This window comes from Erythrobacter westpacificensis, assembly GCF_039542285.1.
Lineage (GTDB): Bacteria > Pseudomonadota > Alphaproteobacteria > Sphingomonadales > Sphingomonadaceae > Alteraurantiacibacter > Alteraurantiacibacter westpacificensis.
This window is the reverse complement of sequence record NZ_BAABHV010000021.1, coordinates 301,168-324,678: the sequence shown is the minus strand read 5'-3', so window position 1 is coordinate 324,678 and position 23,511 is coordinate 301,168. Positions and strand designations below refer to the sequence as shown.

General features: G+C 64.1%; 27 protein-coding genes and 1 other RNA gene. 10 read left to right on the top strand and 18 right to left on the bottom strand.

Annotated features, from left to right (window positions below):
- Positions 1 to 92 precede the first annotated feature (92 nt).
- The 8 genes from ABFX23_RS14460 to ABFX23_RS14425 all read right to left on the bottom strand — a co-directional run bounded on the left by ABFX23_RS14460 (position 93) and on the right by ABFX23_RS14425 (position 6,462).
- Positions 93 to 953, bottom strand: coding sequence for a kinase (locus ABFX23_RS14460; RefSeq protein WP_346033702.1), 861 nt, complete (start codon positions 951 to 953; stop codon positions 93 to 95).
- Positions 950 to 1,915 (bottom strand): 2-hydroxyacid dehydrogenase, encoded by a 966-nt coding sequence (locus ABFX23_RS14455; RefSeq protein WP_346033701.1) that lies wholly within the window; start codon positions 1,913 to 1,915, stop codon positions 950 to 952. The genes ABFX23_RS14460 and ABFX23_RS14455 overlap by 4 nt, the downstream gene beginning before the upstream one ends.
- The gene (locus ABFX23_RS14450) at positions 1,912 to 2,742 is read right to left on the bottom strand and encodes a beta-etherase (RefSeq protein WP_346033700.1); all 831 of its coding nucleotides are present in this window, start codon (positions 2,740 to 2,742) and stop codon (positions 1,912 to 1,914) included. The genes ABFX23_RS14455 and ABFX23_RS14450 overlap by 4 nt, the downstream gene beginning before the upstream one ends.
- Before the next feature lie 76 nt (positions 2,743 to 2,818).
- The gene (locus ABFX23_RS14445; RefSeq protein WP_346033699.1) at positions 2,819 to 3,739 is read right to left on the bottom strand and encodes a ketopantoate reductase family protein; all 921 of its coding nucleotides are present in this window, start codon (positions 3,737 to 3,739) and stop codon (positions 2,819 to 2,821) included.
- Positions 3,736 to 4,281, bottom strand: coding sequence for an NUDIX hydrolase (locus ABFX23_RS14440; protein ID WP_346033698.1), 546 nt, complete (start codon positions 4,279 to 4,281; stop codon positions 3,736 to 3,738). Before ABFX23_RS14440 ends, ABFX23_RS14445 begins: the two co-directional genes overlap by 4 nt.
- Before the next feature lie 21 nt (positions 4,282 to 4,302).
- Positions 4,303 to 4,977 carry a TPM domain-containing protein gene (locus tag ABFX23_RS14435; protein WP_346033697.1) on the bottom strand — a complete coding sequence of 225 codons (675 nt, stop codon included), beginning with the start codon at positions 4,975 to 4,977 and terminating at the stop codon, positions 4,303 to 4,305.
- Complete coding sequence (locus ABFX23_RS14430) at positions 4,977 to 5,837, bottom strand: TPM domain-containing protein (protein ID WP_346033696.1); 861 nt, start codon at positions 5,835 to 5,837, stop codon at positions 4,977 to 4,979. Before ABFX23_RS14430 ends, ABFX23_RS14435 begins: the two co-directional genes overlap by 1 nt.
- Positions 5,838 to 5,850: 13 nt before the next feature.
- Positions 5,851 to 6,462 (bottom strand): LemA family protein, encoded by a 612-nt coding sequence (locus ABFX23_RS14425; RefSeq protein WP_346033695.1) that lies wholly within the window; start codon positions 6,460 to 6,462, stop codon positions 5,851 to 5,853.
- A 138-nt stretch (positions 6,463 to 6,600) separates the two neighbouring features.
- On the opposite strand from ABFX23_RS14425, the gene mscL (ABFX23_RS14420) reads away from it, so the two are divergent.
- From mscL (ABFX23_RS14420) to ssrA, 3 genes are all read left to right on the top strand, one after another.
- Positions 6,601 to 7,071 (top strand): large conductance mechanosensitive channel protein MscL, encoded by a 471-nt coding sequence (gene mscL / locus ABFX23_RS14420; RefSeq protein WP_346033694.1) that lies wholly within the window; start codon positions 6,601 to 6,603, stop codon positions 7,069 to 7,071.
- Between the two features lie 76 nt (positions 7,072 to 7,147).
- Positions 7,148 to 7,624 carry a large conductance mechanosensitive channel protein MscL gene (gene mscL, locus ABFX23_RS14415; RefSeq protein ID WP_346033693.1) on the top strand — a complete coding sequence of 159 codons (477 nt, stop codon included), beginning with the start codon at positions 7,148 to 7,150 and terminating at the stop codon, positions 7,622 to 7,624.
- Positions 7,625 to 7,674: 50 nt separating this feature from the next.
- Positions 7,675 to 8,018: a transfer-messenger RNA gene (gene ssrA, locus ABFX23_RS14410) on the top strand.
- A gap of 42 nt (positions 8,019 to 8,060) precedes the next feature.
- On the opposite strand, the gene ABFX23_RS14405 is transcribed toward ssrA, so the two are convergent.
- The 9 genes from ABFX23_RS14405 to ABFX23_RS14365 all read right to left on the bottom strand — a co-directional run bounded on the left by ABFX23_RS14405 (position 8,061) and on the right by ABFX23_RS14365 (position 17,912).
- Positions 8,061 to 8,294, bottom strand: a complete 234-nt coding sequence (locus ABFX23_RS14405) for a hypothetical protein (RefSeq protein WP_346033692.1) — start codon at positions 8,292 to 8,294, stop codon at positions 8,061 to 8,063.
- Positions 8,291 to 8,542, bottom strand: a complete 252-nt coding sequence (locus tag ABFX23_RS14400; RefSeq protein WP_346033827.1) for a hypothetical protein — start codon at positions 8,540 to 8,542, stop codon at positions 8,291 to 8,293. The genes ABFX23_RS14405 and ABFX23_RS14400 overlap by 4 nt, the downstream gene beginning before the upstream one ends.
- Positions 8,543 to 8,664: 122 nt before the next feature.
- Positions 8,665 to 9,918, bottom strand: coding sequence for an N-succinylarginine dihydrolase (locus ABFX23_RS14395; RefSeq protein ID WP_346033691.1), 1,254 nt, complete (start codon positions 9,916 to 9,918; stop codon positions 8,665 to 8,667).
- A complete protein-coding gene (locus ABFX23_RS14390; RefSeq protein WP_346033690.1) occupies positions 9,915 to 10,928 on the bottom strand; it encodes an arginine N-succinyltransferase in 1,014 nt (337 codons plus the stop codon). Before ABFX23_RS14390 ends, ABFX23_RS14395 begins: the two co-directional genes overlap by 4 nt.
- Positions 10,925 to 12,136 (bottom strand): hydrolase, encoded by a 1,212-nt coding sequence (locus ABFX23_RS14385; protein ID WP_346033689.1) that lies wholly within the window; start codon positions 12,134 to 12,136, stop codon positions 10,925 to 10,927. The genes ABFX23_RS14390 and ABFX23_RS14385 overlap by 4 nt, the downstream gene beginning before the upstream one ends.
- A gap of 115 nt (positions 12,137 to 12,251) precedes the next feature.
- Entirely contained in the window at positions 12,252 to 13,082 is an 831-nt protein-coding gene (gene rsmA / locus ABFX23_RS14380; protein WP_346033688.1) for a 16S rRNA (adenine(1518)-N(6)/adenine(1519)-N(6))-dimethyltransferase RsmA, read from the bottom strand.
- Positions 13,079 to 14,044 carry a 4-hydroxythreonine-4-phosphate dehydrogenase PdxA gene (gene pdxA, locus ABFX23_RS14375; RefSeq protein WP_346033687.1) on the bottom strand — a complete coding sequence of 322 codons (966 nt, stop codon included), beginning with the start codon at positions 14,042 to 14,044 and terminating at the stop codon, positions 13,079 to 13,081. Before pdxA ends, rsmA begins: the two co-directional genes overlap by 4 nt.
- A gap of 6 nt (positions 14,045 to 14,050) precedes the next feature.
- Entirely contained in the window at positions 14,051 to 15,379 is a 1,329-nt protein-coding gene (locus tag ABFX23_RS14370; RefSeq protein WP_346033686.1) for a peptidylprolyl isomerase, read from the bottom strand.
- 190 nt (positions 15,380 to 15,569) lie between these two features.
- Positions 15,570 to 17,912: an LPS-assembly protein LptD gene (locus tag ABFX23_RS14365; protein ID WP_346033685.1), complete on the bottom strand. Its 2,343-nt coding sequence runs from the start codon at positions 17,910 to 17,912 to the stop codon at positions 15,570 to 15,572.
- Positions 17,913 to 18,015: 103 nt separating this feature from the next.
- Between ABFX23_RS14365 and ABFX23_RS14360 the strand changes: the two genes are divergently transcribed.
- The 7 genes from ABFX23_RS14360 to ABFX23_RS14330 all read left to right on the top strand — a co-directional run bounded on the left by ABFX23_RS14360 (position 18,016) and on the right by ABFX23_RS14330 (position 22,299).
- Entirely contained in the window at positions 18,016 to 19,479 is a 1,464-nt protein-coding gene (locus ABFX23_RS14360) for a leucyl aminopeptidase (protein ID WP_346033684.1), read from the top strand.
- 17 nt (positions 19,480 to 19,496) lie between these two features.
- On the top strand, positions 19,497 to 19,643 hold the full coding sequence (locus ABFX23_RS14355) for a DUF2256 domain-containing protein (protein WP_346033683.1): 147 nt from the start codon (positions 19,497 to 19,499) through the stop codon (positions 19,641 to 19,643).
- On the top strand, positions 19,640 to 20,077 hold the full coding sequence (locus ABFX23_RS14350; RefSeq protein WP_346033682.1) for a DNA polymerase III subunit chi: 438 nt from the start codon (positions 19,640 to 19,642) through the stop codon (positions 20,075 to 20,077). Before ABFX23_RS14355 ends, ABFX23_RS14350 begins: the two co-directional genes overlap by 4 nt.
- A gap of 50 nt (positions 20,078 to 20,127) precedes the next feature.
- Positions 20,128 to 20,628: a hypothetical protein gene (locus ABFX23_RS14345; RefSeq protein WP_346033681.1), complete on the top strand. Its 501-nt coding sequence runs from the start codon at positions 20,128 to 20,130 to the stop codon at positions 20,626 to 20,628.
- A gap of 124 nt (positions 20,629 to 20,752) precedes the next feature.
- Positions 20,753 to 21,175 (top strand): nucleoside-diphosphate kinase, encoded by a 423-nt coding sequence (ndk, locus tag ABFX23_RS14340; RefSeq protein ID WP_346033680.1) that lies wholly within the window; start codon positions 20,753 to 20,755, stop codon positions 21,173 to 21,175.
- A 143-nt stretch (positions 21,176 to 21,318) separates the two neighbouring features.
- The gene (locus ABFX23_RS14335) at positions 21,319 to 21,714 is read left to right on the top strand and encodes a nuclear transport factor 2 family protein (protein ID WP_346033679.1); all 396 of its coding nucleotides are present in this window, start codon (positions 21,319 to 21,321) and stop codon (positions 21,712 to 21,714) included.
- Positions 21,715 to 21,894: 180 nt separating this feature from the next.
- Positions 21,895 to 22,299 (top strand): nuclear transport factor 2 family protein, encoded by a 405-nt coding sequence (locus tag ABFX23_RS14330; protein WP_346033678.1) that lies wholly within the window; start codon positions 21,895 to 21,897, stop codon positions 22,297 to 22,299.
- Between the two features lie 20 nt (positions 22,300 to 22,319).
- Here the strand turns inward: ABFX23_RS14330 and ABFX23_RS14325 are convergent, their stop codons facing one another.
- Positions 22,320 to 23,477 carry a sulfotransferase family protein gene (locus ABFX23_RS14325; RefSeq protein WP_346033677.1) on the bottom strand — a complete coding sequence of 386 codons (1,158 nt, stop codon included), beginning with the start codon at positions 23,475 to 23,477 and terminating at the stop codon, positions 22,320 to 22,322.
- Positions 23,478 to 23,511: the final 34 nt, after the last annotated feature.

Genomic DNA, 23,511 nt, shown 5'->3' with positions numbered 1-23,511 from the left:
ATGTCCTCCCCGGTGCGCGCCTTCTTTGGCGGCGCGTCACCCCCCGGATGGGGAGACTAAGTCCAGCTTGCGCGCGAGTCCATCGGGCAAAGTCAATCTTTTGCAGGTGGCAGCGGGTTCTGGTCCGGCCCGATCTCGATCACCACGTCGGCGCGGTCCGGCATCTCGGCCAGCATGTGGCGGGTCAGTCGCTCGTAGTGGGCGAGGAAGCGTTCCAGCGCGGCCTCGTCCATCACGTTCGGCGCATCGGGATTGGCAGCGCGCAGCTTTTGTTCCTGCAAGGCGCGGTTGCGGCGCACGGCATCGAAGTTCGCGACCTTCAGCATCACCAGCAGGTCGATCTGGTCAAACAGGCGGGCATAGTCCTCGCTCAGCCAGTGGTTGACGAGGCTGCGCCATATACCGTCGGGGTCTTCCTCCCGCTCCAGCGGATTGATCGGCTCTGCCAGCGCGGCGGCATCCTGCGGCTTCGCGCCGACGCACCAGCCTTCCAGCAGCAGCACGTCCACCGGGCCGGTGATCCGCGTGCCCTCGGCGGCGCGGTCATCCGTGGCCTTGTCGAAACGCGGCAGGTCCAGCGCGCGGCCCGCCAGCATGTCTTCGATTATGCCAAGCCCCATGGCGACGGCATGGGTGCCTGGAACACCCCGCGTGGCGAAGAGGGGGTGGACCTCCTCGGCGAGCTGCAGCCGTTCGGCGCGGGTCAGGTAGAGATCGTCGAGCGATAGCGTAACCGCGCGAATCCGGCGGCGAGCGAGCAGCACCTCGAGGAACTTGCACAGCGTGCTCTTTCCCGAGCCCTGCGCGCCGTTGATACCGATCACCAGCGGCGCCCGGCTGGCAGGCAGGCGGGCGATGCGGGTGGCTAGCGGCTCCCAGTGCTGTTCGACGACTTCGCGGTAGCTTTCGGGTAGGCCCTCGGCCTCGATCAGGTCGGCAACGGGATCGCTCATGCCACGCGGTCTGGCAAATCCCCGCCCCTGGCGAAAGCCTCGATATTGGCCATCGCGCGCAGGCCCATCGCTTCGCGCGTCTCGGCATTGGCGCTGCCGAGATGAGGCAGCAGGACCACGTTCTCCAGCTCCAGCAGAGCTTCGGGCACCTGCGGTTCCTCGGGATAAACGTCGAGGCCCGCACCTGCGAGGTGGCCGCTTTTCAGCGCGTCGGCCAGCGCGTCGTGATCCACCACGCCGCCGCGCGCGGTATTGATGAGGTAGCTGCCGCATTTCATGGCGGCGAGCGCCTGCGCATCGATCATGTTGCTGGTCGCCGCGCCGCCGGGAATGTGGAGCGAGACGAAATCGGATTTCGCCAGCAGCGTTTCCAGGTCGGGGCAGAACTCGGCATCAAGAGCCTTTGCCTCGTCCTTTGGCCCGCGCGCGAAATAGGCGATCTTCATGCCGAACCCGTGCTTCGCGCGCTCCGCCGTCGCCATACCGATGCGGCCCATGCCGACAATGCCCAGCACCTTGCCTTTCAGCGCGCTGCCGATCAGGTGGGTGGGGCGCCAGCCGGTCCACTTGCCGCTGCGCAGTTCGCGTTCGCCTTCACCGGCGCGGCGCGCAGCCATCAGCATCAGGGTGAGGGCGAGGTCTGCCGTCGCATCGGTCAGCACGCCGGGCGTGTTGGAAACGGCGATGCCTTTCGTCTTCGCTGCGGAAAGATCGATATGATCGAAACCGACACCGTAGTTGGCGATCAGCTTTACCCGTTCGCCGCCTGCGATCACGTCGGCATCGATCCGGTCGCTGACAGTGGGGGCCAGCACGTCGAACTCGGCCATGGCATCGGCCAGTTGCGCCTGGCTGAGCGGCTCGTCGGTTTCGTTCAGCGTCACGTCGAACTGTTCCGCCAGAGCGCGTTCGACCGCTTCGGGCCAGCGGCGGGTGACGAGGACGCGGAGGCGATCGCTCATTTGGGTTTGCCGATCATCTGTGTCTCGGCCTGGGTCGAGGCTGGGCCGGTGTTGCGCTTGAAGATGCCGCCCTTGCCGCCCTCGCGGTTGAACAGGTCCGGGTCGCCCTCGCGCTGCTCCAGCCCGAAGATCGGGAAGAGGCCGGGATGCTCACCCAGTCCGCCATAAAGCGCGCACACACGCTCGTACCACGGGCGCAGGGGGTCGTCGGCAGCCAGCGCAGGGGTCTGCGCCAGCGAGGCGAGCCACAGGAAGCCGCCGATGATGCGATAGTCGGCATAGTTGGGCGCGCTGCCGCCAAGGAAGTCGCTCTCCCGCAAGGCCAGGCGCAACGGCTCAAGCGCGGCGGAGATGGCGGGCAGACGGTCCTCGCGGCCCTTCTGCACATCCTCCAGCGGCCCGCCCAGCATGACGGCGCGCGAGCTGGTGACGTATTCCTTGTCTTGTTCGAAACAGATGTCGCGGTAGTCGCCGCAGTAGCAGCGCATCCACGGCCCCACGACCGCGCCCCAGAACCACGCATCGAGCGCTTTCAGCATCACGGCGACGCTCTCGTGCGGGATCAGGGCGGGGGCATCGGGATAGGTCTCGTCGAGGTATTCGACGATGCCCCAGCTATCGAGCACCCACTTGCCCTCGTCCACGATCGCGGGCAGCCGCTCCGTCTTGCCGCCGGTGCGTTCCATGATGCCGGTGAAGCCGCCGTCCACCACGTCGAGGTCCAGCCCCTTGTGCTTCACCGCGAACTTGGTGGCCCATACGAAGGGGCTGATCGTCGCCCCGGTGGAGACCTGCAGGTCGTAGAATGTCACGCTCTTGTTGGCCATCGGCTCCCTCTCCTCTGCCTGACGGGCTTGCTACTCGCAAATCAGACAAAGTCAAAGATGCAACATGGGCGGAGCGTCAATTCGCCAGCTTCGTCTCTTCCAGCTTGACGAGATGCCACAGCGTTTCGAGCACCGGGGCTTCGACGCCAGCCTCTTTCGCGGCGGTGACGATGGCGCCGTTGATGGCATCGACCTCGGTGCGCCGTTTGGCGTTCAGATCCTGCAACATCGAAGGTTCGTGGTCCGCATGGTCGGTCATGCTGACTTCGGTCAGGTCGTAGATCGGCTGTCCGTCCAGCATCACGCCATTGGCATGGGCGGCGGCGACGCCTTCCGCCACAGCGGCAAGGATAGTCGCGCGCGATTCCGCGTTGGCCCCCAGGAAACCCGGCGTGCGGCGGGTGAGGGCGCACAGCGGATTCATCGTCGCGTTGAAGATCGCCTTGGACCAGATGCCTTCGTGGATTTTCGGGTCGAGCACGGTTTCCAGCCCGCCCTGTGTCAGCAGGTCCGCCGCGCGCTGCGCCATCGCGGGATCGCCGCCGAACGCGGGATAGAGCCTGGAATAGCCCTCTCCGTGGCTGCGGATGCGCCCCGGCCCGACAAGGTCACTGGGAAGCATGCTGGCACCCACCATCACGCGTTCGTCCGACACGAAGCCCGCCAGCCGCCGGTCGTTACCCAGGCCGTTCTGCAGGCTGAGCAGGTGGGTATCATCGCCGATTGCAGCGGCAATGCCTTCCAGCGCCGCCTTGGTGTGGAACGTCTTGGTGAACACCAGCACCAGGTCGACCGGCTCGGTGACTTCGTGGGGCAGGGCCGCGCGGATCGGAAGGGTCTCGGCGCCGCTGCGCAGGTCGACTTCCAGCCCGCGCGTGTTGATCGCGCCCACGTGTTCGGCGTTCACGTCCACCAGCGTGACGTCGGCCCCGGCGCGGTGGAAAGCTGCGCCAAACAGGCACCCCATCGCGCCTGATCCCAGTACGGCTACTTTCATGCGCCTGCTCCCAGCAGTTTCGGACCGAGCAACAGCAGCATCCGGGTATCGATCCCGATGCCGCCCTTGCGGAAATCGTCGATGAAGCGCTCCACTTCGCCCAGTTTCACGCGGTGTACGGTAATGTCCTCGCTGTCTGTCCCGCCGCCTTCGAATACCTTGCTGAGCCCAGTGGCCTTCAGCAGCGTGAAGCTCTCGCTCACCATGCCGGGGGAGGAGAAATACTCGCCGCAGTCTTCCCAGTGCGCGGCAGTGTAGCCCGTTTCTTCCTGCAGCTCGCGCTTGGCGGCACTCAGCGGATCGTCGTCCTCCCCGCCGTCATCGTCGCCGATCAGCCCGGCGGGCAGTTCGAGGCACGGCTTGCCGAGCGGGACGCGGAACTGCTCCACCAGCAGCACTTCGCCATCCTCGATAGCGAGGATCACGGCCGCGCGGATTTGCCGGGCGCGGGAGGCATACTCCCACTTGCCGCGCTTCTTGGCGGTAATCCACTTGCCCTCCCAGGCAATCTCTTCGGGCGGTAGCTGGTCGGCGTCACTCATGCCCGCTGCGCTATCGCGGGCTTACAGTTCGATCAAGCGATCCGGCAATTCGTTGCGATCGTCGTCCTTGCGTGGAAAGTGCTGCGCGAGAACCACGCCAACGTCGCGAACCCCGGCGGCGATGCCCTCTGCGATGCATCCCTTGCGGATTTCATCGAGCATATCGGCCATGGCCTCACCCCAGACTTCGGCATCCACTTTCACCGCAATGGGGTCGTCCGCGACGATTTCTGCCCGGTGTTCCTGCATCGAGAGGTACAGCAGCACGCCGGTGCGACCGTGCGTGCGGCCTTCCGCGCCGACCTTGAAATGCCTGATTGCACGTTGCCGTACGCGCTGCGCCTTCACGGGCGCCGGAGTCAGCGCGATGCGAAGTCCGGGTATCAGCATCAGCAGCCACGTGCCCACGAAGGCGATCAGGCCGAGTGCAATCGTCATGCTGGCCAGTTCGCCGGTCGTCCACTCGTGGCCCCAGTCCGCCACCGTGGCGTCCCAGAAATCGAGGAAGGGGGAGGGGAATGCGGCGAATATGCTCATCGCGGTGAAGGCGATGGCTGCGGCCCATGTGAGCGCGATGTCGGAATAATCGTCCGAGCGCTGCGCAATGACGGGCACGATCTCGCCGCTGGTCGTAGCCTCGGCGTTGCCCACCGCGTCCGATACCAGCTTGTGCTTTTCAGGGGATAGGTATGCCATCACCAGCCTCCCGATGCGCCGCCGCCGCCGGACATGCCGCCGCCGAAGCCGCCGAAACCGCCGCCGCCTCCGCCACCGAAGCCGCCGCCAAAGCCGCCACCGCCGCCCCAGTCGTCACCGTCGGAGAGACCGCGCGCGATCGCCTTGCCCGCTTCCCAGAGCATGATGTCGCCCACGACGCCGCCCACGCCGCTGCGACGATAGCGCCGCCGTCGGCCCTTGCCGCCAAGCATGGGCAGGACGAAGAAAAAGAATATGAAACCCAGCCAGATCAGCGTGCCGATGGGAAAGCCGCCTTCGCTCTGTTGCCGGCTTTCCGCCGCCGCTTGCGCGGCCTCCTCGATAGCGATGGCATCCTCGGGGCTGTTGGCCAGATGCTGCAAAATGGCATCGATGCCCTGCGTGACGCCCGCATCGAAGTTGCCGGCCTTGAACTGCGGGGTGATGACATCGCGGATGACGCGGCCTGCCATGATGCCGCCGAAATAGGGGTGGAGGCCGTAGCCGACCTCGATCCGCATTTCGCGGTCGTCCCGCGCTATCAGCAGCAGCAGGCCCATATCCCGCTCGGCCCCGCCGATGCCCCATTCCGCGAACAGTTCCGTGGCGTAGGGCTCGATCTCGGCGCCATCCAGCGAGGGCACGGTTGCCACGACGATAGCGCGGCCCGTTTCCTGGTTATACTGCGTAAGGCGCTGGTTGAGCGATGCCTCGGTGGCATCGGACAGCATGTTCGCGCTATCCAGCACAGGCCCATCGGGCCGTGCGGGCAGTTCGTAACGCTGTGCCTGGGCAGGCATGGCCAGCGCAGCGAGCAGGCTCGCCAGCGCCAGCCAGATTGCGAAGAGAGGGCGTGTCACCGGCTATCCGCCCTCAGGCGTCGTCGCCGGTGATGTTGCCGAATTCTACCTCGGGATTTTCGTCCGCGCCTTCCGCAGCCTCGAAATATTCCAGCGGCTCCGAACCGTGAATGATGTTGGCGGCAATGGTGGACGGGAACGTGCGGATCTCGGTGTTGTAGTCACGCGCTGTATCGTTGTAGCGGTTGATCTCGGTGTTGATCATGTTGTTGGCCTGCTCGATCTCCACCATCAGGTCGGCAAAGCGCTGGTTGCTCTGCAACTGGGGATAGGCCTCCACCACCGTGCGAAGCTGGCCAAGTGCCTGCGTCAGCTGGTTCTGCGCTTCGTTGAAACGCTGGAACTCCTCCGGGTTCGAAAGGTCATCGGTGGTGATATTGATCGAGGTTGCGCGCGAGCGGGCATCGGTAACGCCGACGAGGATGTCTTCCTCGGACACCGCGGCGGCCTCCACCGTGGCGACGAGATTGGGGATCACGTCCGAACGGCGTTGCAGCGCGGCTTCGACGTTCGCCCACTGCGCCTTGGCGGCTTCTTCCTTGGTCGGCACCGAGTTGATGCCGCAAGCAGAAAGCGCGAACGTGCCGACGATGAGTGTGGCCAGTGTGGCCAGACGCGTGAACATGACCCTAAAATCCCTCCAGTGAACTTGGTGTATTGTCTATATAGCACGGCGCGAGGCGCGTTCAAGAACAGCCGCCGGGACATTCCCTGAACTTTCCGCGTTACACCGGTTGCGTAATCTCAAGGGGATCGAACGGACATGTTTACCGAATTCAAGAAATTCATCGCCCGCGGCAACGTGCTGGACCTGGCCGTGGGCGTCATCATCGGCGCGGCCTTCGGACGGATCGTGACTTCGCTGAACGAGAGCATGATCATGCCGGTGATCGGCTGGATTTTCGGCGATATCGATTTTTCCAACTGGTTCGTGCGGCTGGGTGAAATACCGGAGGGCTACGAAGGCAGCGTCACGAACTACGCGCAGTTGAAAGAGGCCGGGGTAGCAATGATCGGCTACGGCGATTTCATCACCCAGACAGTTGATTTCCTCATCCTCGCGCTCGCCCTGTTCTTCATATTGCGCACGGTGAACCGGGTGCTGGACGAAATGCAGGAGAAGCAGAAGCAGGCGGCGGACAGTTCCGAAGAAGGCGATATCCCCACCGATCCGCAGCTCGACGTGCTGAAGCAGATTCTGGCGGAAATGCGCGGAAAACCGGCGCAGCCCTGATCGCCGCCCCTTGCAAGCCTGCCTCTTTCCGGCAACCATCGGGCCGGTTCAACAGGACGAGGAAGGGGACCAATCGGTGCTGAAGGAATTCAAGGAATTCATTGCCAAGGGCAATGTGATGGAACTGGCCGTGGCGGTCATCATCGCCGGGGCCTTCGCCCTGATCGTCGCCAGCATGACGGCCGACATCATCATGCCGATTGTCGGCGCGATCTTCGGCAACGTCGATTTCAGCGACAAGTACATCGTGCTGGCCGGCGGAGACATGATCGAACCCGGCATGTCGCTCGAAGCCGCGCGCGAGGCGGGGGCCAATGTGCTGGCATGGGGCAACTTCGTCTCTACCGTGATCAACTTCGTGATCCTGGCTTTCGTGATCTTCATGTTGGTCCGCTACACCAAGCGGGTGCAGGAGCGTTTCGAGAAGAAGGAAGAGGAAGCCGCGGCGGCAGAAGAGCCTGCCGGCCCGACCGAAATCGAACTGCTCACCGAAATTCGCGACACGTTGAAGGGCGGGGCACCTGCCGCGCCGGGCAAAGGTCCGATGGGTTAAGCGGTTCGGACGGGGAGCGGCCCTTGCTGTCCGCTCCCTGACCCTTCCTGTCACTTCACATTAAGCGATTATCGCCTATATAGGTCGTGCTCGCTTCGGCGGGCTATGGCGATAAAGTGCGCCGTGTAATAGGTACAGCGGACCCGGGGGCAGTACCCGGCGGCTCCACCAAAAGCGGCAGTTTCCTGCCGTTCCTGACGGGGCCGAACCAGGATCGACGTGTGCTGAAAGACGGTGTTTTTGCCCGGGCTGAGTAACCCGTAAAACTGTTCAAAACCTATAAGTGCCAACGATAACGAAGCACTCGCAATCGCTGCGTAATTTGATGTCCTAACGGACTGAATTTACAAAGCTAAAGCGCGGTTGGACCCACCGGGCAACAGAAGCGGATTCCGGGGCTCCGGGGGTAGCTAGCAACAGAAACCCCCACCTTCATTCAGCTATTGTTTTTCGCGAATAGCACGAACCGGATCGTGATCAGCACGAACAGCACCCACGACACTATGGCAGGCAATGAGCTTTCGAGCCAACCGCTGAGCAGATGCCCGAAAAGAATGATCGCAAGCGCGGTCGCGACAAAGGCAATCGTGAGTGTCCAGCCAGTTCGGTTGGCCGGCATGTAATTGCCCGGCATATTTTCGCGAAAGAGCTTATGCTGCGGTTTTCTCACGACAACTCCGCGTTTGCTTTTGCCGCCTCTTTCTCGGCCTTCTCGTATTTCAGACAGTCGAGAATCTTCGCGCCACCAAGGAAAACCGCGCCGCTGCAAGCCGCCATCAGCATCCAGCCGCCCCAGCCGGGGAAGCGATCGAGATAGTGCGTGCCGCGTTCCATGGCGCCCAGCGCCAGGGCGTAGATGATCAGGTAGGCTTCCCAGCGGGTCTTGATGACAAACAGACGGGAAATCTTCTTAAGCATCATGCACCTTTCTTAACGCACATAATCGCAACTACCGTGCCAAGCACGCAGTTCCGCCGATTCTATGGTTAAGACAGGTGGGAGTGTAAGGCAAACCGACACCCAGCGGACGTCAGCAGGCGTCAGGCCAGTTCGTCAATCCCGAGAGCCTCAAGGAGCTTCGACCGTGCCGTCCTTACGGTAGCGGCCAGTTCCGCGTCGCCGATCTGGGCAGGGTCGATGGTTTCCGGCCAGTATTGCACGATCACCGCTTCCAGCCTGTCAGCCTTGGCTTCGTCCAGCATGAAGCGTGGATCCACCGTTGCCGGGTCTGCCACTACCCGCAGGCGCAGGCAGGCGGGGCCGCCGCCGTTGGCCATGGATTGGCGCACGTCCACCACGTTCACGTGACGGATCGGGCCGTTGCCGGCCAGCATGTCCTGCAACCAGTTCCATACATTGGAATTGTCGCGGCACTCCTCCGGCACGACCAGGGTCATTTCGCCCGAGGGCGGAGTGAGCAACTGGGCATTGAAGAGATATGACGTGATCGCATCGTCAAGGCTGACGCGGTCCGCGGGCACTTCCACCACCTGCGTGCCGGGACAGCGCGCGATGATCGTGTCGTATGTCCCCCGCGGGTCGGCAAAAGCCAGTTCGTGTGTGAACAAAACGCCTTCGTTCGCCACGGCGACAACGTCGTTATGGAACGCGCCAGCCTCGATGGCCTCGGGGTTTTGCTCCACGAACAGCACCCGCGCGGGATCGAGGCCGTGCTTGCGCGCGACGATGCGGCTGGCCTGCTCGTGCTGGCGGGCGGGAAACCTGCCGCCGGGCCTTCCATAGACGAACACCTCGAGCCCCGGCTCCCCGTGGCGACCGGCAAAGCGCATGTGGTTGGCTGCGCCTTCGTCACCGAAACAGGGCGGCACCGGGCCATGGACGGCGAAGTGTTCGCTGTCGGCAAAGGCCAGTTGCAACTGCGCCAGGGTATCACGCCATTCGTGGCTGCGATGCGGCATGGTGACGAGATTGGCGACGGTCAGGTGGCATTTGCCGTCCGCCGTATCGGGCGCGGGGCTGACAGTGGCGGCATTGGCCGTCCACATCGAACTCGCCGACCAGGCACCTGCCACCAGTGCGGGGTCGGTGTCGGGATCGGCTGCCAGCTCCTCAAGCCAGCCCGTATCGGGGCGGGGCAGGGGAAGGAGAAAACCTTGCGCCAGTCCCATCGCCATGTTGCCGCGCATCTTGGCGACACCCTGGAGAGCAGCGGCGCGCGGGTAGCTGGTAGCGCCCGCGTTCTTCGTCGCGGCAAGGTTGCCGAGGCTGAGACCGGCATAGTTGTGGCTCGGGCCGACGATTCCGTCGAAGTTGATCTCGACCAGCTTGCTCATCGCGCGATGCTCCAGACCTTGTCGCCCTTGCCGACGTGCAGCAATTCCGCCGCCTGTGCGTCTATGGCAATACCGTCCTCGCGGATTTCCCGAGCGCCGTAGCAGCAGCGGAAATCCTTGAATTCGCCCGCCGCGATCAATGCCTTCTCGCCCTTTTCGAGAGAGTCCTCCACGATCTCGCCGTGGTGAGCGTCGGCGATGGAGCGCACCCTGTCCGTATCGGCAAGCATGGTGGGGCCGCCGTCGAAGATGTCGACATAACCCTGGTAAGAGAACCCCTCGTTCTCCAGCATGCGCATGGCCGCCCGGCCGCTGGGATGTGGTAGGCCGATAACCTTGCGCGCTTCCTCGTCCAGCATGGCGATATAGACGGGATGCTTGGGCATCAGGTCGGCGATGAACTGGTTGCCGTGGATGGCGTTGAACTCATCGGCTTCCTGGAAGCTCATGCCGAAGAACTTGCCGCCGATGGCGTCCCAGAAGGGCGAGCCGCCGCGTTCGTCGATAATGCCGCGCAGTTCCGCCAGGATGCGGTTGCCGAAGCGATGGCGGTGGGCCGCGACGAAGAGATAGCGGCTGCGTGCCAGCAACAGGCCAAGCCCGCCCGCCCGCTCGTTGGGGTGAAGGAAGAGGCCGCCCACTTCGCTGGTCCCGCCAAGGTCGTTCACCAGGCTGAGCAATTCCGCCGTCACCGCCCGGTCCAGTTCCTTGGAATACTGGGTCAACGTGTTGATGCGGTAGGAATAGAACGGGTACTGGTGTCCCACGGCGGTAAACAGCTGGCAGGTGCCGCGCACTTCGTTGGTCTTGGTGTTTTCCAGCACCAGCACGAAAGTTTCACCGACGATCTCCGGCCCCTCGCGCAGGAAAGCCGCTTCCGAACCTTCGAGCTTGCTGGACAGCGAATTGCGATCGGGCGGCAGGTTGGTGAAACCGCCGCCGGTCAGCTTCGCCATCTCGTAAAGGTGCTGCAGGTCGTCGGTCGCAGCGGGGCGGATTACGAAGCTCAAAGCATGTCTCCGGTGGCAAGGCGGTGCAGCACGATGGCGGAAAGCTGCGCGCGTTCGGTAAGGGAGGGGGCGATCATGAATTCGTCCGGCGAATGAATCTTGCCGCCGCGCACGCCCATGGTGTCGACCACCGGCACGTGATTGGCGGCAATGTTGTTGCCATCGCAGACGCCGCCGGTGCTCTGCCAGCCGATGGTATGGCCCAGCGCAGCGCCGGTATCGCGGACCAGATCGAACAGCTTCTGCGCTTTCTCGTCGACAGGCTTCGGCGGCCGCGAAATGCCGCCGTGCAGGGCGACCGCAAGATCATGTTCGCTTGCAAGGGTTTGCACCAGGGCATCGAGATTGCGCGAGAATTCCTCGGCGGCTTCGGTCGTCTTGGGACGGATGTTGAAGCGCAGGATCGCGTGATCGGGCACAACGTTGTTGGCCGCGCCGCCGTCGATCTTGGCGGGATTGATCGGCAGGTCGGCGTGTTGCATTGCCTTCAATCGCACCGCGCAGTCGGCAGCGGCGACGATCGCATTGCGCCCATCCTGCGGGTTGCGCCCGGCATGGGCGCTCTTGCCGGTGAACGTGACCGAGAAATTGCCACTGCCGCCGCGGGCGTGGGCCAGCGTGCCATCGGGCAGGGCACTGGGTTCGTAGGTAAGAGCGGCGAACTTGCCGCGCGCCAACTCGTCGATCAGCGCGGCGGAGGAGAGCGAGCCCGTTTCCTCGTCCGCGTTGATCATCACGTCATACCCGATGCTGGATGCGGCATCGCTGGTTTCCAGCGCCATCAGGGCCTCGGCAATGATTGCGATGCCGCCCTTCATGTCGGCGGTGCCCGGACCGTTCAACGTCTCGTCGTCGAGCCATTTCTGATCCTGGAAAGGATGGTCCGCCAGGAAGACGGTGTCCATGTGACCTGTGAGGAGGAAGCGCCGCTCCGCCTCGGGTCGCACGCTGCAGACAAGGTGGCGACCGTGCGGCTTCTCGACCTCGCGGCCCTCGGCATCGACAACCACGACGGGTGCGGGATCGCGCAGGGTCACATCGCCGGGCAGGGCGGCAAATGTCTCCGACAGCACCTGCGCCATGCGGGCGAGCCCTTCGAGGTTGCCTGTACCGGAATTGATCGCCGCCCATTCCTGCGTCCGGGACAACATCCGTTGCTGGTCTATGCCGGAGACGAGGTTGCGTTCGGTCTGGGAGAGTGGTTGCATGGAAAACCACATGACGCTTCGGACGGTTCAATGCAACTGTCCTGCGCCAGCGGCACCGGGAGCAAGGTGGCATATTTCGGACGCGAGTTCGCGCAGGTGGGCGAGGGATCGTAGCCTACGTCTTCCTCTGGTCGCCCATCGCACGGGCGACGGTGACAAATTCCTCCACGGTGAGAGTTTCCGCGCGGCGGGTGTTGTCGATCCCGCAGGCTTCCAGCGCGTCGAGCGCGCCGGGCAGGCCCTTCAGGCTCTGGCGCAGCATCTTTCGGCGCTGGCCGAAAGCGGTTTCGGTCAGCCGTTCCAGCACTCTCGCGGATACGCCGTCCGGCGCCTCCCCCGGCTCCACATGGACGATGGCGCTCATCACCTTGGGCGGCGGCGTGAAGGCACTGCGGTGAACCTTCATCGCCAGCTTCGGCACGGCGCGCCACTGGGCCAGCACGGCCAGACGACCGTAGGCGCCTGTGCCCGGCTTGGCGACGATACGCTGGGCAACTTCCTGCTGGAACATCAGCGTCAGGCTGGACCACGCGGGTGGCCAGGTCTCCCCGCCCATCCACCTGGTGAAAAGCAAGGTGCCGATATTGTACGGCAGGTTCGCCGCGACGGCGAATGGTTCTCCCATCAACTCGGCGTGATCGATGGCGAGGGCATCGTCCTCCAGCACGCGTAGCTGGCCGGGGTATGCCTGCTGCAATTCGGCAAGGGCGGGGATGCAGCGGCTGTCGCGTTCGATCGCGGTGACGCGTGCACCGGCCCGAAGAAGGGCGCGCGTCAGGCCGCCGGGGCCGGGGCCGATTTCGAGGACCGCTTGGCCTTCGAGATCGCCGGGGATGGCCACGATGCGGTCCAGCAATTGCTCGTCGAAGAGGAAGTTCTGTCCCAGCGCCTTGCTGGCGGAGAGGCCGTGCCGGGCGATAACTTCGCGTAGCGGAGGAAGGCTCATCCGAGAGAAGCCCGGCGCGCGGCAATCTCTCCGGCCATTCGGATCGCCGCGATCATGGCGTTGGGCCGCGCGATCCCTTTGCCCGCGATATCGAAGGCCGTGCCATGATCGGGCGAGGTGCGCACCACCGGCAGCCCGAGAGTGACGTTCACACCCTCGTCGAAATCGAGCGTCTTGAGAGGCACCAGAGCCTGATCGTGATACATGGCGATAGCAACATCGTAAGTCTCGCGCTTGTGCGGCGCGAACAGCGTGTCGGCCGGGTGCGGGCCGGTCGCGTCGATCCCTTCACTGCGGAGCTGCACAATGGCGGGCGCGATGATTTCGATCTCCTCGCGGCCCATGCGCCCGTCTTCGCCTGCGTGCGGGTTGAGGCCTGCAAGGGCTACCCGCGGGGTCTCGATTCCGAAATCGGTGTTCATTGCGCGGGCCACGATCCGGGTGCGATCCACTATAAGGTCGTGGGTGAGGCGCGCAGGCACTTCGGCAAGCGCGCAGTGCACGGTCATTGGCACGGTACGCAGCGAGGGACCGGCCAGCATCATGACGGCGCTATTACGCGGCGCTCCGCAGGCATCGGCGCAGAACTCGGTCTGGCCGACGAAGGTGTCGTCCACCCCGTAGATCGCGGCTTTCGATACAGGCGCGGTGACGACGCCAGCGGCCTCACCCGACTGCACCATGTCCAGTGCCTGCGACAAGGCCGCGCGGGCCAGCGCCGCGCCATCGCGTTTCGGTTCTCCCGGCGTGTAGGCGCCATCCACGCCCGCATCCACGATCAAGTTATCGGGAAAGGCAATGCCGAGACCGCGCGCCGCCTCATGCAGGACGCGGGGGCTGCCGCAGACTAAGAAGGGGGGCAGGCGCAGCTCGTCGCGCCGGGACCATGCCTCGAGGATGATTTCCGGACCGACCCCTGCCGGGTCGCCGATCGTTACGGCAAGCGGCAGGGGAGCGGGCACGGCAGATCAGTTGTATTCGATAACAGCGTCGCGGCGGAGGTCGCGCAGGTAACGCTGGGCACGGCGGTTGACGCGCTCGTCTTCCAGCTGGGCCATGATCTGGTCGGTGCTGGGGCCCTGCGTCTCCTGCGGATCGTCGCGGCCACACAGCATCAGAACGCGAATGCCTTCATTGAGGTCGCCGAACGGGGGCGTCGTCTCGCCAACATTCATCTGCAGCATCACCTGCTGCAGCGCCTCGGGCAACTGGCGAACCTGGATCTGGTCGTTATCGACCGTCTGCGCGCCGATTGCAGCGGCACGGAGGTTGGCATCGCCGCAGCCGTTCATGCTTTCCACCGCCTCCACGAAAGCGGCACCGCGCTCCTCGGCTTCCGCCTGCGGGGTGCCGGGAGGGAAATTGATGCTGATCTGCTTCAGGCTGAGAACGGCATCGCGCGGGTCGGCCATGCCGATCTGGCGCTGGTCGATCATCAGCAGGATCGAGTAGCCACCGGGAATTTCCAGCGGGCCGACCAGCTGGCCGGGCGTCATCTGCCGTGCGGCCGCTTCCAGCGTCGGTTGCTGCAACTGCTCGAGGCGAATCCAGCCAAGATCGCCGCCGACGATGGCGCTGGAAGCCTGCGAATACTGGCGTGCATAGGCTACGAAGCTGCCGCCGGCGCGCAGCTGCTCGATGATCTGGTCAGCGTTGCTTTTCACCTGTTCACGGTTGGCGCTGTTGGCCGAGAGGAATATCTCGCCGAGACGGTATTCAGTGGTGCCGCGCGAAGCATTCAGCCGCTCTACCAGTTCGTTGACTTCGCCTTCCGATACGTTGACGAAAGGCTGGACATTGCGGCGCAGCAGCCGATCCCAGGCGAGTTCGCCCTGGATCTGGCGCTTGATGGAACGCGGGGAGGAACCGATGGAACGCAGATAGGCGTCCAGTTCTTCCTTCGTCATGCCGCGGCCTTCCTGCGCGAAGCGTTCGTAGGCGGCCTCGACCTCTTCCGACGTCACTTCCATTTCCTGCGCAGCAGCTTCCTGCACCTGCAGGGTCTCGTCGATCAGGTTGCGCAGAACCTGCAGGCGAAGGCGCTGGATTTCCTCGGGCGGAAATTCCTGCTCCTGCGCGGAAAGGATCAGGGCGACACGGTGATCGACGTCGGTGCCGGTGATGATGTTGCCGTTGACGCGCGCCGTGGCGCGGCGGACGTTGGGATCCTGCGGCTCGATCACGAAGGAAATATCGTCCGGCAGGTTGAAGGCATCGGAGCCCTGCACCTGCACCTGGCCGCTTGCGGAGGTGGCGAGCAGCGCGGCACCGACTGCGGCGGCAGAATATTTCAGCATTTTCGTCGCAAACACGATCACTTGTTACCTTGTCTTGTGTGTGGGTGCCCCTTGCACAAGGCCCCCGGATGCAAGGGTGGCTTTGGCAAACCGCAGCTTAACCCCCGCTGAGCCGGCTCCTCCTAACCAAATGATGCAGGCCTGCCAATGATCGCAGTCAAAAAGCGGGCAAAAGACGCGGGAGACGACCCTAGTTGAAGCCCAGGTTGCGGAGGTTGAAGTAGATGCGGAAGCTGTTGCCCGACTGGGCATCGGCCAACTGGATGTAGTCGCGCCGCCAAGTAAAACCGAATTCCAGGCAATCGTCGGCATAGGCAATGCCTAGGCGCGTGCGTAGCGGTTCGAACCCGTCGGCCTGCAGCAGCGGGTCCTCGTTGCGGTCCGTCAGGTTGACGACGGCAGAGCCGAAGACCGACCAGTAGCGGGCAAAGGCCACGCGTCCCGCCACGCGGATTTCCTCGCGGTCCTGCAAGTCTTCCAGGGTGAAATCGATGTCGCGATTGAGCTGCAGGTAGCCCAGCTCGACATAGGTGCGGTCCGTGCCGACCGTCGCGTCCACCTCATTCCGGCGCACGGCGAGATTATCCTTGTCGAGGCGGAAACGGTGGGTGAATTTCAGGAAATCGCGGTAGCGAACCTCGGTACGGCCGACGAAGTCCGACCATTGTTCGTTCAGGCCGGTTCCATCGGGGAACAGGTCGAAGGCATCGTTCAGGCGGTAGGACTGGCCTATCGATGTTTCCAGTCGCCAGCCGGGGAAAGTCGCCTGCCAGTCGACGCCGTAAGTCATGCGGACGCCGTCTTCCACGCGGTCGTAACCCGGGAAGCGGTTGAGGGCGAAGAGGTTGGAATCCTCCAGGTCGATGGCGCGCGCATCCTCGTTCGGGATGTCGAGATTGCGGATCTCGGGCGAGGCGACGAATTGGACGCGCGGTGTCAGGATCTGCGATCCACCGAGGAACTCACCGATGAAGGGCCACTTGATGTCCAGCGCTGCCGTCGCCACGCCGCGGGTCTGCCAGCCTTCTTCCCCGCGGTAGAGATCCACCGAAGTCAGCAGGTTTTCGTCTGAATGGTAGATGTCGCCGCGCACGAGGCCGGTCAGGGTGATTTCCTGACCCATCGGCGTGATGCGACGCATGTCCCAGCGGGCGCGGGCAAAAGCGCGCTGCGTATCCTGCCCGTCGGCGCGGGTGATGGCGAGCGTGTTGGCCTGGACTTCCACCTGTCCGCCCAGCACCGGGTCTTCGAGCCGGTAACGCGCGTCGACTAGTGGTAGGGCCAGCGGGACCTGCCCCTGGTCGGTGCTGACGAGCAGCGCCTGTGTGCCCCAGCCGGCGATGGAAACGTAGGAGTTCTCGTCCTGCCGCCTCAGCTCGACTACGGAGCGGATGCGGTCCTCGCGGCTGATGTCGTAGCGGCGCAGAAACGTACGGTCGCTGGCGTATCGGATCGAGCCTTGCGCGGTCCAGTTCTCGTCCAGCTGGAAGCGGCCATTCGCGAAGAAGTATCCGCGAATGTCCTTCTCGCTGGTGACCTGCGTGGAATTGAGCGGGATGCGGCTGCCGTAGGTGGCATAGGCCGTCACCTGAAACGCGCCGTTGCCCGTCAGGTGGCGGTATTGTCCCGAAATCATCGGCGCGGCTTCGGTGTAGATGTATCCGGACAGCGTCAGGTCGCGGTTGTCGGCGAGACGCCAGTAATAGCTGTCGGTAATCTCGATACCGTTGGAAGCGGTAAGACCGATATCGGGGATGAAAAAGCCGGAACTCGGCCCGCCATCGGCCCGCACGGTAAGACCGGGCAGGGGCAGGATGCGCGCGCCGAACAGTTCGAGGTAAGCGCCGCGGAAGCGGATACGGGCGGTGTCCTCGTCGTAATAGACCCGCTCTGCCGTCACTCGCCAACTGGGGCTCTTGTCGCAACCATCGATGTCCGTCACCGCGCAGCTGGAATAGACGGCGCGGGTCAATTCGATATCGCCGTTGGCGGTGCGCGCGGCTTCCTGCGCGGCCAGCCTGCCGCCCTGCCGGAACGCCAGCAGCAGGTTGTCCATCGCGCCCGCTTCCAGTTCGTCTGTCAGCACGAGGCGATCGGTGAAGAGCTGGTTGCCGTTCTCGTCCACCAGCCGGATTGCCCCGGTCGCGACGATCTCGCCCGTCATGCGGTTCCAGGTGACGGCATCGGCGCGCACCGACTGGTCGCCCGAACGCAGGATGACATCGCCCGCAGCGGTGATGGTATCCGTGTCCTGGTCGTAGCGCAGTTCGCTCGCCTCGAACGCGATTTCTCGCGGAGTGCCGTCGGCGTCCTGCGCCGCCAGGATGGAATCGTCGATCAGCGGGAAGCCCTGTTCCTCGTCGTCCCCCGGTTCGGGTGTCTGCACGGGCTCGATCGCCGTTTCCACGCCGGGTGCGGCTCCTTGCTGGGCCAGCGCCGGCACGGAACCGCCAAGCACGAGCGCAGTCGCCGCGCCGACAAGGGACACGCGAAGCGAACAGTCGGGCAATGCGGAAAGCCGGCCGGGGAGCATGGCTTGCCTATTGCACCACGCGCACGTAATCGCAACGCAAGCTTTGCCGGGCTGCGACAGGCTGCGGCGCAAAAACCACAATCTCCAATGGAGCCCCCCTTTTATGGATATCGAATTCCGCCCCTCGCAGGAAACCGACACCCCCCGCATCGTCGCCCGCATCGTGGAGCAGGACAAGCTGCCCGCCGACCTGCCGATGCCCGTGGCGGAGGGCGCGAAAGCGACCCGCTTCACCGGCAAGCCGGGCCAGGTGTTCGATGGCTTCGCCGAAGACGGCGGCAAGCTGGTGCGACTCGCGCTGGCGGGTGCGGGCAAGAAGAAGGCCGAGAATCGCCACGCCTCGCTCGAAAAAGCCGGCGCAGCGCTGGCGGCGAAATACCTGACCAGCGGCGAGACCGAGATTGCGCTCGATGCCAAGGCGAGCGGCCTCGATGCAGAAGAAACCGCCGCCGTTCTGATGGGCGCGCGCCTTCGTTCCTGGCGGTGGGACCACTATCGCACCAAGCTACGTGACGAACAGAAGCGCACACTGACCAAGGTCGTGGTGATCGGCGCTCCCGAGGGCGCAGAGGCCGAATGGGAAGATGCGCAGGCCGTGGCCACCGGCGTCGAGTTCACCCGCGAACTGGTCGCCGAGCCTGCCAACATCATCTACCCCGAAAGCTTCGTTGAACGCTGCAACAAGCGGTTCGAAGGCACCGGCGCGGAACTGGTGGTGCTCGACGATGCCGAGATGGAAAAGCTGGGCATGGGCGCGCTGCTGGGCGTGGGCCTGGGCTCCGAACGTCCCAGCCGCCTGCTCGCGATCAAGTGGATGGGCGGCGCCAAGGGCGAAGCGCCCGTGGCCTTCGTGGGCAAGGGCGTGACTTTCGACACCGGCGGCATCTCGCTGAAGCCCGGACCCGGCATGGAAGACATGAAGTGGGACATGGGCGGCGCGGGCGCCGTGGCAGGGGCCATGCTGGCGCTGGTGCTGCGCAAGGCCAAGGCCAACGTAATCGGAGTCTGCGGGCTCGTGGAGAACATGCCCGACGGCAAGGCGATGCGCCCCGGCGACGTGGTGACTTCCATGTCCGGCCAGACCATCGAAGTGCTCAACACCGATGCCGAGGGTCGCTTGGTGCTGTGCGACGCGCTGACCTGGGTGCAGAAGGAATTCAAGCCCTCGCGCATCGTCGATCTCGCCACGCTCACCGGCGCAATGCTGGTGGCGCTGGGCCATGAGCACGCGGGCGTCTTCTCCAACAACGACGATCTGGCGGATGACCTGCTGCACGCGGGCAAGCAGTCGGGCGACAAGCTGTGGCGCTTCCCGCTCGCGCCGGAATACGACAAGCTGCTCGACAGCCCGATCGCCGACATGAAGAACATCGGCGGCCGCTATGCAGGTTCGATCACCGCGGCGCAGTTCCTCGGTCGCTTCATCGAGAACGATACGCCCTGGGCGCACCTCGACGTTGCCGGGATGGTGTGGTCGGACAAGCCCGGCGCCACCTGGGACAAGGGTGCGACCGGATACGGTGTGCGCCTGCTCGACCGCTTCATCCGCAACACGGTGAAGGGCTAAGCACTCTCGTGGGCAGGATGCGAAAGAAGGCAGACCTGCCCACGAAGACTTGCGCCGCCTGCGGCCTTCCGTTCACCTGGCGCAAGAAGTGGGAGCGGGACTGGGACAACGTGAAATACTGTTCCGAACGCTGCAAACGCTCGAAGGGGCAGAACCCGGCATGAGAGTGGATTTCTACCTTCTTTCCAGCGACCCTGCTCCCGCCGCCGTGGCCCTGCTCGCCAGCAAGGTGCGGCAGGCGGGCGAGCGGCTGCTGGTGGTGGCGGACGAACTTTCGCTGCTGGAAGAAGTGAGCAAGGCGCTGTGGGAAGCCCAGCCCGAGGCATTCCTTGCCAACGGCATTGCGGGGGACGAGCACGACGCGGTGCAGCCCATCCTGCTTTCGAACGAGGTCGATCCCGCCAACGGTGCCGGCTACCTGCTCATTGCCGATGGGCAGTGGCGCGAACCGGGCGACAGCTTCCAGCGGGTGCTGTTCCTGTTCGACCAGGAAACCATCGCAGGGGCACGGCAGACCTGGAAGGCCCTTCAGGACCGAGAGGGGATGGAGCGCCGGTTCTGGAAGCAGCAGGAAGGCCGCTGGGTCGAGGGGCCTTGACCTTCGCACCCGGTGGGCGGACATTCCCGCCGATCCAAACGGGGGAAACCATGCGCACACTTCTCACCCTTTCCGCCGCCGCCTTGTTGCTGACCGCTTGCGGCAGTTCCGATGAGGGCACGATAGAAACCGAGGACGGCGAAACCGTCGCCTACGAAGTAGACCGCGACGGAGGTGACACGTCGATGCGGATTACCGGGGAAGACGGCCAGGAAATCGTCATCAATTCCGGCACGGGCTCTGCCGTCGACCTGCCCGACGGCTTCTCGCTCTATCCCGGTGCGAGCGTCGTCTCCACCACGACGATGAACCAGGGGGACGGGCAGGGCGCGCTCGTCATCATGCAGAGTGATTCGTCGCCAGAGGACATGGTTTCCTTCTATCGCCGACAGGCAGAGGCTGCCGGGGTCCAAATCCAGATGGAGATGACCACGAATGGCAGCATGATGATCGGTGGCGAGGGCGAGGACGGCCAGACGTTCAGCTTCAACGCGTCCGGCGCCGATGGCACGACCACGGGGCAACTCGTCGTCGGGCAGGGCCTGAACTGACCCAACCCGGTTGAGCCGCCTTCAGGTGCGCCGCCGCGCAAGCCATCTTGCCCTGCGTGGGCGAGGGCGCTAGTGCGCGCGCGCAATCTCAACAACAGAACATTACTTCGCAAAGGAACTTCCCATGGCGGTTACCCGCACCTTCTCGATCATCAAGCCTGATGCCACCCGTCGCAACCTGACCGGCGCCGTCACCAAGATGCTGGAAGACGCCGGCCTGCGCGTCGTCGCTTCCAAGCGCATCCAGATGACCCGCGAACAGGCCGAAGGCTTCTACGCCGTTCACAAGGAACGCCCCTTCTTCGGCGAACTGGTCGACTTCATGATCAGCGGTCCGGTTGTGGTGCAGGTGCTGGAAGGCGAAGACGCCGTGCTGCGCAACCGCAAGGTAATGGGCGCGACCAACCCAGCCGATGCCGAGGAAGGCACCATCCGCAAGACCTATGCCGAAAGCATCGAGGCAAACTCGGTCCACGGTTCGGACAGCGATGAAAACGCCAAGATCGAGATCGAATACTTCTTCAACGAAGACGAAATCGTCGGCTGATTAACCTTAGCGTTCTTCGGAACTGCTTTTCAGACCCCCTCGACTGGTGGTATTGTTGCCACGGGTCGCAGGGGGTTTCTGTTTTTTAACAGTTTTTCCTCCAAGGCCGCACGTGTCCGAACGAGGGATCGCGGGAGGTTGATGTGTTTTCCTGGCTCAGAAAGTCGCCGACCCAGACGGTGCGCGCTTTCGTGGACGCCATGAATGCGCGCGATTTTGCGACCGTGGAGCGGCTGCTGGCCGACGACTTCTGCATCATCGACAATTCCAACAAGGAGCTGCGCGGATCAGGCCCTGCTCTCGAGCTGCTTCGCCGGGTGGCTGAACTCGCGCCGGATTACCAGTTGCACGTCAGCGACATGGTGGAACGCGGCGAGGACGTTCTCGTGTCCGGCAATTCTGAAACCACCAGTATGGAAATGGCCGCGGCGAGCCAGTGGCGCGCGCGTGTGAAGGATGGACAGATGCTGGAATGGCAGTCCTACAGCAACAGGCTGACGCCATCGATGATCGCGCAAGTCACGGGGCAGCGTAAATAGCTCCCGAATGCGTCAGGGTTGTATGAAGGCGCCAACAGCATCGAGCGTTGGGCGCGCATGCACCAACTATGATATTCTGCGAAGCCGGAGTCGGTAATTGGGCGAGAATGAACTCGTCCCCGCCATCGGCTCTGGATGGAGATCGCTATCTTTCGATCCCGCAAGGAGCAGCCTGTTTCGGTGGTGCGCCGCTATATTTCCGCGCTTAACACGGGCGATCCGGCAAACCTCGAGGGGCTGCCTGCAGAAGATTGTCGCCTCGTCGACAGCAGGGGCGGCTGGCTGGAGGGGCGTGACAACGCGCTGAGTGCATTGCGCGTATTCTTCAGTTCCGAAACCGATTTCAGGATCGACACAGAAACGATCGTGCTTCGCGGCGACGAAGTGCTTGTGCGCGGGCGAGCCGAGGCGAGGGACCCCAGGCTGGCGAAGGACACATTGTGGCGCGTCCGTGTCGAAGCGGGAAAGGTGGCGTTCTGGCAAAGCTATGGTGCGGTGGACCTACCGCTCGCGCGAATGTTGTTGCCGCAGAAGGTCGGCATTTCTGTCGATCCAGACGCGGCGGCAGCCACAAGCGGACCTTAGAAAGGCTCAACGCGCCTCGGTCAGGCTGTGGTTTCCGAGAATCTGTGCATCTGCCGACTGTGTGCGGTGTGAGGCGAATGCTGGGCCCGGCCCTGTTCGCCGCGCATTGCCTGTAGCGCCTCAGTGGTCAGTGGCAGCGACAAGTCTTCGTAAACGCGTCGCACCTCGGCTTCCCAATCGTGGTTCAGGGCATCGAAATCCACCGTGGTCAGCGGACCGGAAAAAGCCGCGAGAGCCCTATCCATCCGTTCCTCCCGCAACGCGATTTTTCGCGCTACCTCCGCCTCGATCCAGGAGTAATCGACCGTGTCGGACTGCATGGCCATCTGGTTCGCAACAAGCGAAGCGGCACTGGCGGCCGTGTCGTTCGCGCAGCGCTGCGTCCGTACCACGCGCGCCCCCGGGAACTGTCCCAGCAGGGCAGGCAGATCCTCCGAGAATTGCGGCACTTTCAGAACGCGCGGGCGGTGGGCATTTCCGTGCCAGTTCGCGTCCGTACGCAGCATGCGCGTGAACTCGCGGTAGAGAGGTGTTGGATCACGCGTTTCGCTGAAGGCGGTGAATGACGGGATGTGCCACTGCGCTTCGTAGGCGGAGTGATCGAGCGCGGCGGCAAGCCAGCCCAGTTCCTCGTCGGCGCGGGTGACGCCGAAGGGGTGGATGGTATCGATCCACGGGTCCAACGCGCGGGCGAGTAAAAGCGTGAAAGCAGACCAGGCGGGCCGCGTATCAGGAGAGCGCGGAACTGGCTGCCAGCTATCGCAGAACCGCGTCGCGGACAGGGAAGGGTCGGCGGCGAGCAGGCGATGGACGCGCGTGGTGCCGCTGCGCATGTGGCCCACCACGATCACCGGCGGGGCAAGCGGCGTTTCCAGCAGTTCGGGCTCGGCTTGCCACAGCGCGCCGAGTTCCAGTCGCTGGCGAATTGCGCGCACGAGCTGGCCATGCGCCATGGTCAGGCCGAGCGGGTTGAGGGCTGCCTCGGACACCAGCGATTCGCACAGGATTTCGAGTCGCAGCCGAAAATCGGCACAATCGGCTTCGCTGCGCGGACTCTGTTCGCCCGCCGCAGGGGCATCGCGCAGGGCCTTGCTCCACAAGTCATCGGGATCCAGCGAAGGCCGGTAAGTGAGCCCCTTGCGCCAGGCCTTCTCCAGCCAGCCGTTCACGCGATCCACGCGGGGGGACCGGGCACAGGGATGTGGGCGAGGC